The sequence below is a fragment of the Sphingomonas sp. genome (genome assembly GCF_050725575.1).
GTDB lineage: Bacteria > Pseudomonadota > Alphaproteobacteria > Sphingomonadales > Sphingomonadaceae > Sphingomonas.
In genome coordinates this window covers 72,514-86,523 of record NZ_JBOHHW010000007.1, presented here as the reverse complement: position 1 = coordinate 86,523, position 14,010 = coordinate 72,514, and the positions used below count along the sequence as shown (strand labels likewise).

Below are 14,010 nucleotides of genomic sequence, written 5' to 3'. Positions count from 1 at the left end.
CTCGAAAAACAGTATCAGAATATCAGGTTTTAGCGCGCGGCGAGCGCCTGGGTGGCCGATCGTGCCTCGATCTTGCTCGCCAGCGTCCCGTCCCATTTATACGGGTCGTCGCGGAAGCTCACCACCCCGTTCGCATTGGCGAACGCGGTCCAGTACAGCAGATAGACCGCGACCTGATCGGTCAGTTTCGCGCGCACGGTCTTGCCCTCGGCGATCGTCGCGTCGATCGCGTCCGGCGTCCATTCGGGCGTCGTCCGCATCAGCAACTTGGCGAGGTCGGCCGGCTTTTCGAGCCGGACGCAGCCATGGCTCGCCAGCCGGTCGAAGCGCGAGAAACCCGCCTGCGCCGGCGTGTCGTGGAGATACACCGCGAACTGATTGTCGAAATCGAACTTGAACTTGCCCAGCGCGCTCTTTTCCGACGATTGCTGGAGCCGCTTGCTGCCATCGCCATTGTCGATGATGCGGAAGCCATTGGCCTTGAGATAACCCGGCTTCTTCTTTTCCTTGGGCCAAAGCTCGCGATTGGCGATCGAGGAGGGTACATTCCACGGCGGATTGAGCACCACGCTGTGAATCCGCGACACCAGCATCGGCGTTTCGTCACCGGGCCGGCCAGTCACTGCCTTCATCGACATCACCGGCGCATCGCCGTCGAACACGGTCAGCACGGCTGCTGCGATATTCACCTGGACGCGGTTCTTCTCGATTTCACCCGGCAGCCAGCGCCACCGTTCCATATTGGCCATGATCTGGCGAATGCGCGCGTCGACCGGCACGTTGAGCGCGGCGATCGTCTGACTGCCGACGACGCCGGCCGGGTTGAGACCATAACGACGCTGTGCGCGGCTCACTGCCTCCGTCAGTGCGGCATCGAACTTATCACCTTTGGCGTCGAGCTGCGGATCCTCGACCGCAAGGCGCTGGCGCAGCGCCAGCACTTGCTTGCCGCTTGATCCCAGTTTCAGCTCGGGGCCGGCGGTCAGCGCCGACCAGCCGCCGGCATCGGCAATGGCATGATAGCGGGCGAGCCCCGCGGCAAGCGCATCATAACCGGCATAAGGCGGCGGCAGCGAAGCGATCCACGCCGCCAGCCGGTCGCGCTTCAGCGCGTCGATAAAGCCCGGGCGCGGGTCATAGGCTTGCGGCCGGATGCCCCATTGAAGCTGGAAGTCGGCGGTGTCGAGCCGCCCGGCATGCACGGCCTTGGCATGGTCGAGCGCGGCGCCGATCAGCGCATCGCGATCGAGCTTGGTCGCATGCGGCGCGGAATCGGCGCGCAGCCCCTGTGCGACCGAATCCTTGTCGAGCAGCACGGCGAGCTGTTCCGCCTGCGCATCGGTCAGGTCGGGAAGCACCATCGGCGGCTGGACCGGCACAGTCGGCACCACCGGCGGCGGGGCGACCCGCTGCGGCAGCGGCACCTGCTGGGCCGTGGCGGGCGCCGCCACGAGCGATACGGCCAGCGCAGCCGTCAAAAAACGGCGGCCGGCGGTGGAAGCCAGGATACATCCCTGATCGTAAAGCATATACATGTCCGAACCTCTGCCAAGGAACGCGCGATATAGAAAGCTCATACTGCGGCAGGATGAACGGACGAAGGTAAATCACGTGCGATGCGCATACCTCGGCCAGCGTGATCGCAGCGCCGGCAACCAGGACAGCCGACGCCAGACGAGACGCTGACGCTGTCCCGGTGCCGGCGTCGCTCATATGCTGGCGCCGTTGTCGATCGTCCAGGCGGCGCCCGTCACTGACCGCGCGGCGTCCGAGGCGAGATAGGCGACGATATCGGCGACCTCGCCCGGGTCGGCAAAGCCGGTGGGATTGGCCATCAACTCGGTCTGGTGCGTCGCGCCGGGCCCGTCCTTCGGGTTCATGTCGGTATTGGTCGACCCCGGATGCACGACATTGACGGTGATCCGCCGCGGCCCGAGTTCGCGCGCCAGGGCGATGGTCAGGCCGCCGATCGCCGCCTTGCTCGCGGTATAGAGGCTGAGCCCCGGGTGCGGCGCGCGCAGTGCCAGATTGCTGCCGATCGACACGATACGCCCGCCATCCGGCATCGCCGCCAGCGCCGCACGCGACGCGACAAAGGCGGCGCGGACATTGACTGCCATGGTGTCGTCGAAATCGCTCGCGGTCAGTTCGGCGATCGGCGCGGCGTGGAAGATGCCGGCATTATTGACCAGGATATCGATCCGGCCAAAGGCCCGCGCGACCTCCGCCACGGCGGCTTCAACAGCGACGGGGTCACGATTGTCGCTATGTATCGCCAGCGCCCGGCCGCCCGCTTCCTCGATCGCGCGTACCACCGCCTGCGCCTGATCGGCGCCCTGAACATAGGTGAGGGCAACGATCGCGCCGTCCCGCGCCAGCCGCCTGGCGATCGCGGCGCCGATGCCGCGGCTGCCGCCAGTGACCAGTGCCACCTTTCCTTCGAGGGTCTGCATGGTAAATCCCTTTCTGTGTTGATCAATACAGAATTCCTGCAACGCCTTGCAAGCTTGCGTCAACCGATTATTGTAACGAGTGGCACAAAAAGAGATTGACGATGGAAAAGCGTGGCCGCCCCCGGGCCTTTGACCGCGATGCGGCGTTGCAACGGGCGATGGAGCTGTTCTGGGAGAATGGCTTCGAAGAGACGTCGATGACGGACCTGACCGATGCTATGGGTATCGCATCGCCCAGCCTCTACGCTGCGTTCGGCAGCAAGGAGGCGCTGTTTCGCGAGGCGGTCGATCGTTACAAGGGCCGTGTCGGCGTCGAGATCTGGAAGGCGCTGGAGAGCGAGCCCGACATCGTCGACGCGATCGGCGCCTTCCTGATGAACACCGCGCGCTCCTACAGCGATGAAGCGACGCCCCGGGGCTGCATGATCGTGCTTGGCGCGCGATCGACCGGCCCATCGAGCCATCCGGTGTGCGATACGTTGAGGCGTCATCGCGCGATGAACCTGGACCAGCTGCAGCAGCGATTCGAGCGCGCCGTGGCCGATGGGCAATTGCCGCCGCACTTCGATTGCGCCGCTGCCGCTGCCTTTTACGCCTCGCTCCAGCACGGCATGTCGATCATTGCCCGCGACGGCGCGGACGCTGCCACGCTCGAATCGATCGCCATTGGCGGGCGGCAATCCTGCGCCGCATTGCGGGATGCGCGCGGATGATCTTCGAGAGCAGGCTGGAGACCCCGCGCCTGATCATCCGGCCCTTCATTCCGGCGGACGCATCGACGCTGGTGGCATTGTTCGCCGATCCGCAGGTGGCGCGATTCGTCGACGACGGCACTGCATTGTCGGCCGACAATGCGGCCTTATGGGTGCTCAGATCGGCCGAGAATCTCGCCCGCCACGGCTATGGCACCGGGGCGGTGGAGCGAAAGGAAGACGGGCTGATGATCGGCTGGGCCGGGGTCGCGCGGCCAGCGGACGGATCGCAGGAGATCATCTATGGGCTGGCGCGCGCTTTCTGGCGGCGGGGCTATGGCGGCGAAATCCTCTCGGCACTGGTCGAATTCGCGGCCGGGCGCGGCATCGATCCGGTTCGCGCGACGGTCGATCCGCGCAACCTGGTCTCGGTCCGGCTGCTGACCGGGCACGGATTCGCGCTCGCGGCGCGCGGCTATAACGGCGATGCGGATTCCGACCTGTACCAGCTCGGATCGTGACGTGTGACGGCACCAGGGGAAAATGGTGCCCGAGGGCGGGTTCGAACCACCGACACCACGATTTTCAATCGTGTGCTCTACCAACTGAGCTACTCGGGCACTGCCGGACATGTCCGGCGAGAGGCGGCCTCTTAGTCGTCGTTATCGGCGGTGTCCAGTCCGGTTGAGGAAGCATTTTCAGCTTCCGGATCGGCCGGGCCGACCGGGATGCGATACCCCTCGCCGAGCCATTGCAGCAGGTCGCGGTCGCGGCACCCCTGGCTGCAGAACGGCTTGTGCGAGTCGCTCGGGGGCTTGCCGCAGATCGGGCAGGCGATTTTCTTCATATCTCTCTCGTCTCGAATATCGGCTCGACGCCGGTACGGCGGGCCAGCGCCTCGCGCCAGTCACGCCGCGTCGCCAGCAGGTCGCTGACGCGTCGGGACACGATATGGTGTCGCGGGGCCGGCGGGGGAATACGCTCGATCATGCGCAGCAGCGCGCGTGCCTCGGCCCCGGCAGGGTCGGCGCGCAGCCGCTCGGGCAGCGAGGCGCGGGTGCGCGGGCGGACGATCTGCAGGAAACCGAAGCCGTTCATCGCGGTGCGCTCGAACGGCAGCGGCAGCGCTTCGTCGATCGCGGCGGCGACAGCCTGGCGCGCGGCTTTGCCCGCCAGCGTTGGAAAGTCGATGCCGATCGATCCGCCGATATCATGGCGCAGGATCGCGGCGGCGACGGCATGCGCCGCGGCAATGGCAAGCGGCTCAAGCGCGCCGCCACGATCCTTGGCACCATCGACATCGAACAGGGTCATCGCCGGCGTCGGCGTCATGCGCAGCGCGCCGCCGGCAAAGGCGATCTCTCCGCCGGTCGCTTCTTCCAGTATTTCGGACCAGCCCGCCGCTTCGAAATGATCGGCCTCATGCGCGCGGCACTGCCGCACCGGGTGGCCGGTGGCGGTGATCCGAGCAAGCAGGTCTGCGCCCGTGACGGGCGGCGAATCACTCGGGACGCAGCGGGCAAGCTTGGCGCGGCCGGGTTCGGGAATGGCCTCGCGGATGATCTCGACGCTCAGCCTGGCGCCCTGGGTGATGCCGGCGGGAAGCGGGGAGAGCAGGGCCTCTGCGCCATCGTCGAACATGACCCGGCCTTCGCGGCCCTTGACCGTGATATCGACCAGGCGCGTAACCGCGACGGTGCCGACCAGCGGGCCGATCGTGTCGGGCTCGATCCGCGCCATGATGATCGTGTCGTCTTCGACCAGCGCAGCGCGGCACTCGCCGATGCCCGCTTCGTAAAGCCATTCAGCCAAGGGGGAGGCCGGCGCTGGTCAGCAGCGCGCGCGTTTCGAACAAGGGTAGCCCAACCACGCCCGAATGGCTGCCCGACAGGAAGCGCACCCAGCTCTCCGCCCGACCCTGAATCGCATAGCCCCCGGCCTTGCCCATGCCTTCGCCGCTCGCGACATAGGCATCGATATCCAGGGGGCCGAGCGGCTTGAAGGCGACGATCGTGTCGGACAGGCGCGTGCGCGCCTTGCCCGTCCTGTCGATTACGCACACGGCGGAGAGGCAATGATGGCGCCGGCCGGAGAGCAGGCCGAGCATGCGGCGCAGATCGGCCTCGTCCTCGGGCTTGCCGAGAATGCGCTGGCCGACCGTGATCGTCGTGTCGCCGGCCAGGATGACCTCAGCCGGTGCACGATCGACCGCATGCGCCTTGGCGGCCGCGATGCGCTCGACATAGACGCGGGCCCCTTCGCCTTTGACCGGGTCTTCATCGATATCGGGCGCAGCGATGCGATCGGGCACGATGCCGATACGGGCCAGCAACTCCAGCCGGCGCGGGCTGGTCGATGCAAGGACGAGACGGGGCACGCTATCGGGCACAAGATCGGGCTCGGGGGCCATGCCCTCGGCTCCGTTACTTGAAGCGATAAGTGATGCGGCCCTTGGTCAGGTCATAGGGCGTGAGTTCGACGAGCACTTCGTCGCCGACCAGCACGCGGATGCGGTTCTTGCGCATCTTGCCGGCAGTGTGACCAAGAATTTCATGGTCATTCTCAAGCTTCACGCGGAACATGGCGTTGGGCAAAAGCTCCACCACCTGGCCGCGCATTTCGAGCAGTTCTTCCTTGGCCAAACAAACCTCTGGTGATTTCGGGGAATTCTTGAACGCGGGCCTTTAGCCGAAGACGCGCGAGAAGGGAAGCGGGGGACTTCATGGCAGAGATTGAAGCGTGTCGCCGTGCAGGGGCGGATCGATTCAACCACCATAGCGATCATGCCAGAGTCGCGGCGGTCGGGATCTTCACCAGGTGCCGGCCGGCTCTTTCTCATGATGAATATAAAAAACGATCGGCACCGCTGTTCCGGTGAACGGCGACCCCTGTTCCACCCCTGTTATGCCGCAATCCACCCCTGTTATTCATAACAAGGGTGGACAGACGTAAGATACTGAAAAAAGGGAGTAATTCTGTTCGCAAAATCCAACTTAACAGGGGTGGCTTTTTTTATTTCTCGGAAACAGGGGTGGTTACCCGCGCGAGGCGGTCCGCGCACGCAACAGCGAATCCTTGCGTGCGGTGCGTTCGCTGAGCGCCCAGCGCAGCGCCATGCCGATGCTTGCGGTGCCGGCGCGGACCAGATGGCGCTGCCCGCGCGATCGGGTCAGGCCGTGCATCGCCGCGGCCCAGGGTGGCAGCAGGTCGATCCCCGCTGCCATGGTCAGCGATTGCATCGGCTTGACCGCCAGCGTGTCGGCGGGCGGGTTGAACAGGGCATGGGCGATGGTGCGGGTGCGCTCGTCGCTGCGCAATTGCGGACGCATCGCCTGCAGATAGGCGTCGACCGCCGCGCGTGTCCGCGGGATGTCGGTCGCGCCGAGCCGCTCTGCGACCACTGCGACCTCACTGAAATAGCGGTCCTGTCGCGCCACCGGCATCGCCGGGTCGCGATAGCGGCGATAGGCGGCCAGGAAGCTCGCCGATTCGGCGACATGCACCCAGGTGAGCAATACCGGGTCGGTCGCGGAATAGGGCGTGCCGTCCGGCAAAGTGCCGCTGACCCGGTCATGGATGCGGCGCACCCGGTCGATCATCGCCTCGGCCTGTTCGGTCGAGGCATAGGTGGTGCCGCCGACGAAACGCGCAGTGCGGCGCAACCGTCCGCGCATGTCGCGGCGGAAATCGCTATGGTCCCATACACCGGCCAGCGCCGCGGGGTGGAGCATCTGCAGCAGCAGCGCCGCGACGCCGCCGACCATCATCGTCGCGAAATCGCCATGCACCTCCCACGCGACCGACCCGGGGCCGAACAGGCCGTCATCGCCGGTCGACAGGTCGAACGGAATATCATTGGGCGACGGACCGACCAGGCTGTCGATCTGGCGTTCGACCAGGGCGCGGACCGGGTTCATGCCGGTGATGTGGGCCAGCGGACCCGCAATCGCAATCCTCCCTCGGCGGGACGCGGTCTATTTGACGAATCGTGTGATCGGCGCGGGCGGCTTGCTGCCCTTCTTTCCCGCTGCAAACGCACGATGCGTGCCGTTGCGCAGCCGTTGCAGGATTGCGGTGATGGCGGCGGCATCGAGCTTTCCGTCGTGCATCTCGGTGAGCGAGTCTGTTTTCGTATCGCGCAGCGCGAAATAGGTCAGCGGCTGCCGCAACGACAGGCCGTCGGGCGCCTCCTTCTCGATGGCCGTGATGGCTTGCGGCGGGAAAACAACGCGCACAGCGCTGACAGTCAATCCGTCACCGGGCGAACATTGTGCAGCCACCCAGATGGGGTCGGCCAAGCCGTTTTCCTTGGTCTTTGCGGGCGTGACGATGTCGGCGTTGAGCCGGTTGGGGTCACATGGCTCCACCTTTGCGGCAAACACATCCGGCAGCTTGCTGTTCAGCATCGATACCAGCATCTCCGGGATATATGCATGGACGGGGAGCGGGCGATCGACCTGGCAGGCGGTGGCCGAACATGTGTTGTCAAGCGCCAGGCTTTGCCACGGAAGCGCGCGCACGAACGAATCCGGCACTGTGAAATCATTGTCCTGCAACGTCACACGAACCTTGATCCGCCATTTGCCGGTTTCGAAATAATAGAGGTTGGTTTGCCAGCTCTGCGGTCCGAGGCCGATCTTGTAAAAGGCCTTTTCGCCCACCAGCGGCCGGGCGGTGCCGACGCGGAATGGCCCCTCCGACCAGAGCTGCGACAGGAGCTGGTCCTTCAACCCGGCGACAATGGCGGCTTCGGCGCCCTGAAAATCCGCATCGGCTGCGCTTGATGTTGATGGATAGACATAGACCGAGGCAATGGTCCGCTTGCCCCCGTCGACGCGTTCATAATCGACCGCGACATCGCCCTGCGGTGCCAGAACCTTGGCGTCGCTGGTGCGCTGAAATCCCTCCACGGACGGCGGGAATATCCATCCGCTTTCGGCATGGCGAATGTCCGTCGCGGGGGCCGTCTTGCCGTCGGCTGTCTGGGCGGATCCCGGTGCTGCAAGTAGAAAAATGGCCGCGATGGCCAGCAACCGATATGCCTTGGTCATTTCTGCGTCCCCCTGGTCGTTGATCCAAGCATCACATGATGACGCAATCGGCAACTCACTCCGGCGGTCCGTTGCCGGCCGCGTGGAAAGCCGCTCACGCCGGATTATGCTCCTTCAGAAACGCCTCGAGCTCGGTCAGGAACTGGACGCGATCGGCCTGGCGCGAGAAATGATGGTCGCCGAGCGGCTGTTCGACATAGCGATAGGGTTTGCCCGCCGCTTTCAGCTTCTCGGCCATCTCGCGCGACTGGCGAACCTGCACGACGCGGTCGAGCTTGCCATGTATGATCAGGATCGGGGTGCTGAACTGGGCGGCGTAGTTGATCGGCGACACGCTTTTCAGGTCAGGCGCAAAGCTCCGGAAATAGTCGTTGGTCTGCCCGCCATTCAGGAAACCCCTGTCGTAACGCTGCATCGCCGGCATGTCGGAGACGCCGGCGAAGGATACGGCGCAGCGATAAATCCCCGTATCGCGCTGCGCCGCGCGGAATGCGGCATAGCCGCCATATGACCCCCCGACGATGCACACGCGCTTTGCATCGGCCAGGCCGGAGCTGGCCGCCCATTTGACCGCATCGACCAGGTCGTCCTGCATCGCCAGGCCCCATTGGCCCTGGCCCTTTTCGTTGAATGCGGTGCCGAAGCCGGTCGAGCCGCGATAATTTGGCTGCAACACGGCATAGCCACGACTGGCAAGGAACTGGGCCTGCCAGTCCCAGCTCTCATCGTCGCGTACGGCCGGGCCGCCATGTGGCATCATGATCAGCGGCAGGTCCTTTGCCGCCTTGCCTTTGGGCAAAGTGAGGACTGCGGAAATCTCCAGTCCGTCGCGCGCCTTGTACTTGATCGTGCTGACCGGCGACTGGGCGTCGGTGCCCAGTGCTTCATTGACTTTGGCCAGGATACGCAATCGGCCTTCGTCCGGGCGATAGACATAATAGGCGCCGGGGCGGTCGGCGCCGGCGACCTTGACGATCAGCACGCTGAAATCATTGCTCCAGGAGGTAATCTGCGCGTGCCGCGCGCCGATTGCCTGGTCGATATCGGCCTGGATCTTCGCCAGCACCGGGTCGAACCAGTGTGTCCGCGCGCGCGTGTCGGTATATCGCACGCCGATGACCCGGGTGCCGGTGGCGTCAGGTATGATCTCCCCGATGTCATAGCCCGGCTTGCCGAACACTTTCTCGCCGATCTTCAACGTGGCGAGGTCGAAGGCGTAGAGCGCGTTGAAACCATCGTCGTCATCGAACGCGAGAGCCTTGCCGGGTTCGGGCAGGAACATCGCGGGCAGGCTGCCGAGCGAGGCGCCGCGGCCGCGCACCTTGCTGACGGTGTGGAACGATTTGGTCGGGTCGGTGCGATAGAGCAGGCGATAGGACCGGCGGTCGTCATCATAGGCAACGCCCATCCGTACCGCGCCTGAGGCATCGGTGAACCAGCTCGATACCTTGTCGGTCGAAGGGACGACCCGGACACTCTTGCCCGTGCTGACATCGAAATCGCGCACCTCGGGCCAGAGACCCACATCGTTCGAATAGATCGAGGTTTGCATGGCGAGCAGGATGTGCGGCGATCCGTCGCGTGCCGTCCACAACACGTTGCCGGCATGCTGCGCCGCGGTCTTCGCGCCAAGTATGGAGATCTTCTTGCCGTCCGCGCTGACCGAGGCGATGCGGGTGAGGTACCAGTCGTCGCCCTCCACTTTCTCGGTCGAGCCGATATTGGCGATCAGCCAGTCGTTATTGACCCATTGCCAGTTGTTGAGATCACTGTCTCCCATCCCGAGCATGATCATCTTCTTCACATCGGCAAGCGGCACGATCGCCAGGCGCAGCTGCCCCGCGATCGCGATCCGCGCGGCGATTCTGGTACCGTCGGGCGACAGTTCCGGTGCGGTCAGGAACGGCAGGCTGGCGAAATGATCGATCGGTATCGGCGCCGTCGGCGCAGCTGTTGAGGAGATCGTTGGCGGGGCCGGCGACTGCCCTGCGGTCGGGCCGACGGCCATGGCGACGGCAAATGCCCCAATCAATGTCCGAATCATGTTCCCCCTGCCCCGATCCCATACCCCAATGGCCTGTGTTGATATCGTGTCGCGCAGCCGCTTGAAAGCATTGCCGAAAGAGAGCGTATTCATGGCGGGCAAAACGGAAACGGCCCGCGCGGATATCCCCGCGCGGGCCGCTCCTGCGACCATAGGATCGGGCCTGTCAGGCCGCGTGCGCGAGCGCCGCGAGCAGCAGCAAGGCCACGATGTTGGTGATCTTGATCATCGGGTTGACCGCGGGACCCGCGGTATCCTTGTACGGATCGCCGACGGTGTCGCCGGTCACCGCGGCCTTATGGGCCTCGCTACCCTTGCCGCCGTGATTGCCGTCCTCGATATACTTTTTGGCATTGTCCCACGCGCCGCCGCCCGAGGTCATCGAGATGGCGACGAACAGGCCCGACACGATCACGCCAAGCAGCAGCGCGCCGAGTGCCGCGAAGCCGCTCGCCTGGTCCGATACCGCGGTGATGATGAAATACACCGCGATCGGTGCGAGCACCGGCAGCAGCGACGGGATGATCATCTCCTTGATCGCCGCCTTAGTGACGAGATCGACGGTGCGGGCATAGTCGGGACGGCTAGTCCCTTCCATGATGCCGGGATTGTCGCGGAACTGAGCGCGGACATCCTCGACCACCGAACCCGCCGCGCGGCCGACCGCGGTCATGCCGAACGCGCCGAAGCTGAACGGCAGCAGCGCGCCGAGCAAAAGGCCGACGATGACATAAGGATTGGAGAGCGAGAAATCGACATTGAGATCGGGGAAGTAGATTCCGAGATCAGTCGTATACGCGCCGAACAGCACCAGTGCAGCGAGTGCGGCCGAGCCGATCGCATAGCCCTTGGTCACCGCCTTGGTGGTGTTGCCGACCGCATCGAGCGCGTCGGTGCGGTGACGGACATCGTCAGGCAGGCCGGCCATTTCGGCGATGCCGCCGGCATTGTCGGTGACCGGACCATAGGCGTCGAGCGCCACGACCATGCCGGCCAGCGCCAGCATCGAGGTTGCGCCGAACGCGATGCCGATCACGCCGGCCAGCTGATAGGCGGCGATCACCGCGATCGAGATGACGATCGTGGGCAGTGCCGGGCTCTCAAGGCTGACCGCGAGACCCTGGATGACGTTGGTGCCATGGCCGGTTTCCGATGCCTTGGCGATCGACTTGACCGGGCGGTAGTTGGTGCCGGTGTAATATTCGGTGATCCACACCAGCGCGCCAGTCAGCGCGAGGCCGATCATCATGCACCAGAACAGCTTCATGCCGGTGAAGCCGGCATTGGCCGCGCCGGGATCGAGGAACGACGCGCCGCCGATCACGGTATTCATGTCGCCGAGCGTATATTGCGTGGCGAAATAGATTGCCGGGATCGACAGGATGACCGTGGTCCAGAAGCCCTTGTAGAGCGCGCCCATGATCGAGTTGTTGCTGCCGAGACGCACCATATAGGTGCCGATGATCGAGGTGATGATGCACACGCCGCCAACGATCAGTGGCAGGCCCATAAGGGCGAGCAGCTCACTGGCCGAGGCCTGGACGAGCAGGGCGATCGACACCATCGTCACGCCGAGCGTCACGACATAGGTTTCGAACAGATCGGCCGCCATGCCGGCGCAGTCGCCGACATTGTCGCCGACATTATCGGCGATGGTCGCGGGGTTGCGGGGGTCGTCTTCGGGAATGCCCGCCTCGACCTTGCCGACCAGGTCGGCGCCGACGTCAGCGGCCTTGGTGAAGATGCCGCCGCCGAGACGCGCGAAGATCGAGATCAGCGACGCGCCGAACGCCAGCGCGACAAGCGAGTCGATCACGATGCGCGATGTCGGCGCATGGCCGCCGGGGCCGGTCAGGTACCAGAAGAAGCCGGCGATCGCGAGCAGGCCAAGGCCGGCGACGAGCATGCCGGTGACCGCGCCCGAACGGAACGCCATGGTCAGGCCGCCCTGCAGCGAAGTGCGCGCGGCCTCCGCGGTGCGGACGTTCGCCTTGACCGACACGTTCATGCCGATGAAGCCGGTCACGCCCGACAGGATCGCGCCGATCGCAAAGCCGATCGCGGAGACATAGCCGAGGAAATAAGTGACCAGCGCAGCGACAACGATGCCGACAACGGCGATGGTGCGGTACTGACGGCCGAGATAGGCCTTGGCGCCTTCGGCGATCGCCGCGGCGATATCCTGCATCTTTTCATTGCCTGGACTCGCAGCGAGCACCTGGCGGCTGGTGATGATGCCGTACACTACGGCAATCAGGCCGCAGATTATGGCGGCATAGACAATCGTCATGCTGATCCTTCCCCTTTATGTCGCTTGGGACGGATGGTCAGGTTGACCGCGTCCCCTACGGTTTGGCGAAAGGTATAAGGCGGGTAACGCGGAGCGCAACCCGGTCAGATGTCGTGCTGAAATCCGAGATGGCCGGGAAGCGGCAGCACGTCGCCGCCGTCATGCAGGATCAGGCCGGCGCCAGGATCGAAGCGGCCGATCGGCGTTGCGGTTGCCGGTGGGGCATGGCCGGGTGGCGCGGCGAACAGCAGCTCGTAATCGTCGCCCGCGGTCGCGGCGGCAAGGCGCGCGTCGCGGGTGCGGCCGGCAAAATCGAGATAGGCGGGGGAGAGCGGTACGGCGCCAAGATCGATCGTCACCGCCAGCCCCGACGTCTCGGCCATGCGGCGCGCGTCGATCAGCAGGCCGTCCGACACGTCCATCATCGCATGGACATGCGGCGCCAGCGCGCGGCCTTCGGCGAGACGGGGATGGGGACGGCGATAGGCGTCAAGCAGTTCGTCGGATCCCGGCTTGCCCCGCGCGATGGCGAGGCCGGCACCGGCATTGCCGATCGTGCCGGTGACATAGAGCAGGTCGCCCGGCCTGGCGCCCGATCGCAGCGGCGTCGCGGCGGCGGCGCTGCCGATCGCGGTGAGCGTCAGGACACGGCGCGCGCCCTGCGGCAGCGACACCGTGTCGCCACCAAGCAGCGGCGTGTCGAAGCTCTTCAGTACATGGGCGAAGCCGGCAAGGAACGCCGTGTCCCAGGCGCCGCTGCTCAGCGGGTAGTTGAGCAGCACGCCGAGAGGTGTCGCTCCTTTGGCGGCAAGATCGGACAGATTGGCCACGACGAGCTTCCAGGCCACGTCCCCGGGCAGGTCGCCGGGCAGGAAGTGGATCGTCTCGACGATCGTGTCGGTGGTGAGGATAAATTGGCCGAGGCTCGCGCTGTCGTCGGACAGGCCGTTTGCCCCGGGATGGAGCGGCAGGGTGCGCAACGCGGCGAGAAACTCGGCCTCGGTCACTTAACTCCTGACATCTTTCGCGATTCCGTCGAGCAGTCCATTGACGAAGCCCGCCTCGCGCTTGTCAAAAAAGGCGTGGGCGACATCGACATATTCGGTGATCACCGTGCCGACCGGCACGTCTGGCCGCGCAAGCAGCTCATATGTCCCGGCGCGCAGGATCGCGCGCATCGCCTTGTCGAGGCGGGTCAGGCTCCAGCCCTTGGCGAGCTTGGCCGCGACGATCGTGTCGATCTCGGCCAGCCGGGCATGCGTGCCCTTGACCACATCGTCGAAGAAATCGACCTCCGCCTCCGCATATTCTGCGTCCTCGATCGTCGCGCCGAGCCGATGATTGTGGAACTCATGGAGCAGCGACGGGATCGCCGTGCCCTCCATCTCATGCTGATACAGTGCTTGTATGGCGGCGAGACGCGCAGCGGCGCGGGCTTTGGAGCGGGAGGCGGTACGATTGGACATTGGCCCGCTCTTAA

14 protein-coding genes and 1 tRNA gene are annotated in these 14,010 nt (G+C 65.1%); 2 read left to right on the top strand and 13 right to left on the bottom strand.

Annotated elements, in window-relative coordinates:
• Positions 1-29: 29 nt before the first annotated feature.
• Positions 30-1,529 (bottom strand): L,D-transpeptidase family protein, encoded by a 1,500-nt coding sequence (locus tag ACRECS_RS07260; RefSeq protein WP_431582352.1) that lies wholly within the window; start codon positions 1,527-1,529, stop codon positions 30-32.
• A 180-nt stretch (positions 1,530-1,709) separates the two neighbouring features.
• Positions 1,710-2,453, bottom strand: coding sequence for an SDR family NAD(P)-dependent oxidoreductase (locus tag ACRECS_RS07255; protein WP_431582295.1), 744 nt, complete (start codon positions 2,451-2,453; stop codon positions 1,710-1,712).
• A 101-nt stretch (positions 2,454-2,554) separates the two neighbouring features.
• Between ACRECS_RS07255 and ACRECS_RS07250 the strand changes: the two genes are divergently transcribed.
• Together ACRECS_RS07250 and ACRECS_RS07245 are read left to right on the top strand one after the other, a co-directional pair.
• The gene (locus ACRECS_RS07250) at positions 2,555-3,166 is read left to right on the top strand and encodes a TetR/AcrR family transcriptional regulator (RefSeq protein ID WP_431582294.1); all 612 of its coding nucleotides are present in this window, start codon (positions 2,555-2,557) and stop codon (positions 3,164-3,166) included.
• Entirely contained in the window at positions 3,163-3,666 is a 504-nt protein-coding gene (locus ACRECS_RS07245; RefSeq protein WP_431582293.1) for a GNAT family N-acetyltransferase, read from the top strand. Before ACRECS_RS07250 ends, ACRECS_RS07245 begins: the two co-directional genes overlap by 4 nt.
• 23 nt (positions 3,667-3,689) lie before the next feature.
• Here the strand turns inward: ACRECS_RS07245 and ACRECS_RS07240 are convergent.
• From ACRECS_RS07240 to nusB, 11 genes are all read right to left on the bottom strand, one after another.
• Positions 3,690-3,765 (bottom strand) — tRNA-Phe (locus ACRECS_RS07240).
• A 32-nt stretch (positions 3,766-3,797) separates the two neighbouring features.
• Positions 3,798-3,992 carry a DNA gyrase inhibitor YacG gene (locus tag ACRECS_RS07235; protein ID WP_431582292.1) on the bottom strand — a complete coding sequence of 65 codons (195 nt, stop codon included), beginning with the start codon at positions 3,990-3,992 and terminating at the stop codon, positions 3,798-3,800.
• Complete coding sequence (locus ACRECS_RS07230; protein ID WP_431582291.1) at positions 3,989-4,957, bottom strand: ribonuclease E/G; 969 nt, start codon at positions 4,955-4,957, stop codon at positions 3,989-3,991. The genes ACRECS_RS07235 and ACRECS_RS07230 overlap by 4 nt, the downstream gene beginning before the upstream one ends.
• Complete coding sequence (locus ACRECS_RS07225) at positions 4,950-5,555, bottom strand: Maf family protein (protein WP_431582290.1); 606 nt, start codon at positions 5,553-5,555, stop codon at positions 4,950-4,952. The genes ACRECS_RS07230 and ACRECS_RS07225 overlap by 8 nt, the downstream gene beginning before the upstream one ends.
• A 13-nt stretch (positions 5,556-5,568) precedes the next feature.
• Positions 5,569-5,787, bottom strand: coding sequence for a translation initiation factor IF-1 (gene infA / locus ACRECS_RS07220; RefSeq protein WP_010162480.1), 219 nt, complete (start codon positions 5,785-5,787; stop codon positions 5,569-5,571).
• Positions 5,788-6,180: 393 nt separating this feature from the next.
• A complete protein-coding gene (locus tag ACRECS_RS07215; RefSeq protein ID WP_431582289.1) occupies positions 6,181-7,062 on the bottom strand; it encodes an oxygenase MpaB family protein in 882 nt (293 codons plus the stop codon).
• 57 nt (positions 7,063-7,119) lie between these two features.
• Entirely contained in the window at positions 7,120-8,196 is a 1,077-nt protein-coding gene (locus tag ACRECS_RS07210) for a hypothetical protein (RefSeq protein WP_431582288.1), read from the bottom strand.
• A gap of 94 nt (positions 8,197-8,290) precedes the next feature.
• Complete coding sequence (locus ACRECS_RS07205; RefSeq protein WP_431582287.1) at positions 8,291-10,240, bottom strand: alpha/beta hydrolase family protein; 1,950 nt, start codon at positions 10,238-10,240, stop codon at positions 8,291-8,293.
• A gap of 166 nt (positions 10,241-10,406) precedes the next feature.
• Positions 10,407-12,530 (bottom strand): sodium-translocating pyrophosphatase, encoded by a 2,124-nt coding sequence (locus ACRECS_RS07200; RefSeq protein ID WP_431582286.1) that lies wholly within the window; start codon positions 12,528-12,530, stop codon positions 10,407-10,409.
• A gap of 104 nt (positions 12,531-12,634) precedes the next feature.
• Entirely contained in the window at positions 12,635-13,537 is a 903-nt protein-coding gene (gene thiL / locus ACRECS_RS07195) for a thiamine-phosphate kinase (RefSeq protein ID WP_431582285.1), read from the bottom strand.
• A complete protein-coding gene (nusB, locus tag ACRECS_RS07190) occupies positions 13,538-13,996 on the bottom strand; it encodes a transcription antitermination factor NusB (RefSeq protein WP_431582284.1) in 459 nt (152 codons plus the stop codon).
• Between the last annotated feature and the right edge of the window lie 14 nt (positions 13,997-14,010).

Bases quoted from the DNA above. Each gene is read 5' to 3' on its own strand.
- nusB (WP_431582284.1), bottom strand. From the start codon at position 13,996: ATGTCCAATCGTACCGCCTCCCGCTCCAAAGCCCGCGCCGCTGCGCGT.
- ACRECS_RS07200 (WP_431582286.1), bottom strand. From the start codon at position 12,530: ATGACGATTGTCTATGCCGCCATAATCTGCGGCCTGATTGCCGTAGTG.
- ACRECS_RS07215 (WP_431582289.1), bottom strand. From the start codon at position 7,062: ATGAACCCGGTCCGCGCCCTGGTCGAACGCCAGATCGACAGCCTGGTC.
- ACRECS_RS07205 (WP_431582287.1), bottom strand. From the start codon at position 10,240: ATGATTCGGACATTGATTGGGGCATTTGCCGTCGCCATGGCCGTCGGC.
- ACRECS_RS07260 (WP_431582352.1), bottom strand. From the start codon at position 1,529: ATGCTTTACGATCAGGGATGTATCCTGGCTTCCACCGCCGGCCGCCGT.
- ACRECS_RS07245 (WP_431582293.1), top strand. From the start codon at position 3,163: ATGATCTTCGAGAGCAGGCTGGAGACCCCGCGCCTGATCATCCGGCCC.
- ACRECS_RS07225 (WP_431582290.1), bottom strand. From the start codon at position 5,555: ATGGCCCCCGAGCCCGATCTTGTGCCCGATAGCGTGCCCCGTCTCGTC.
- ACRECS_RS07255 (WP_431582295.1), bottom strand. From the start codon at position 2,453: ATGCAGACCCTCGAAGGAAAGGTGGCACTGGTCACTGGCGGCAGCCGC.
- ACRECS_RS07210 (WP_431582288.1), bottom strand. From the start codon at position 8,196: ATGACCAAGGCATATCGGTTGCTGGCCATCGCGGCCATTTTTCTACTT.
- ACRECS_RS07235 (WP_431582292.1), bottom strand. From the start codon at position 3,992: ATGAAGAAAATCGCCTGCCCGATCTGCGGCAAGCCCCCGAGCGACTCG.
- ACRECS_RS07250 (WP_431582294.1), top strand. From the start codon at position 2,555: ATGGAAAAGCGTGGCCGCCCCCGGGCCTTTGACCGCGATGCGGCGTTG.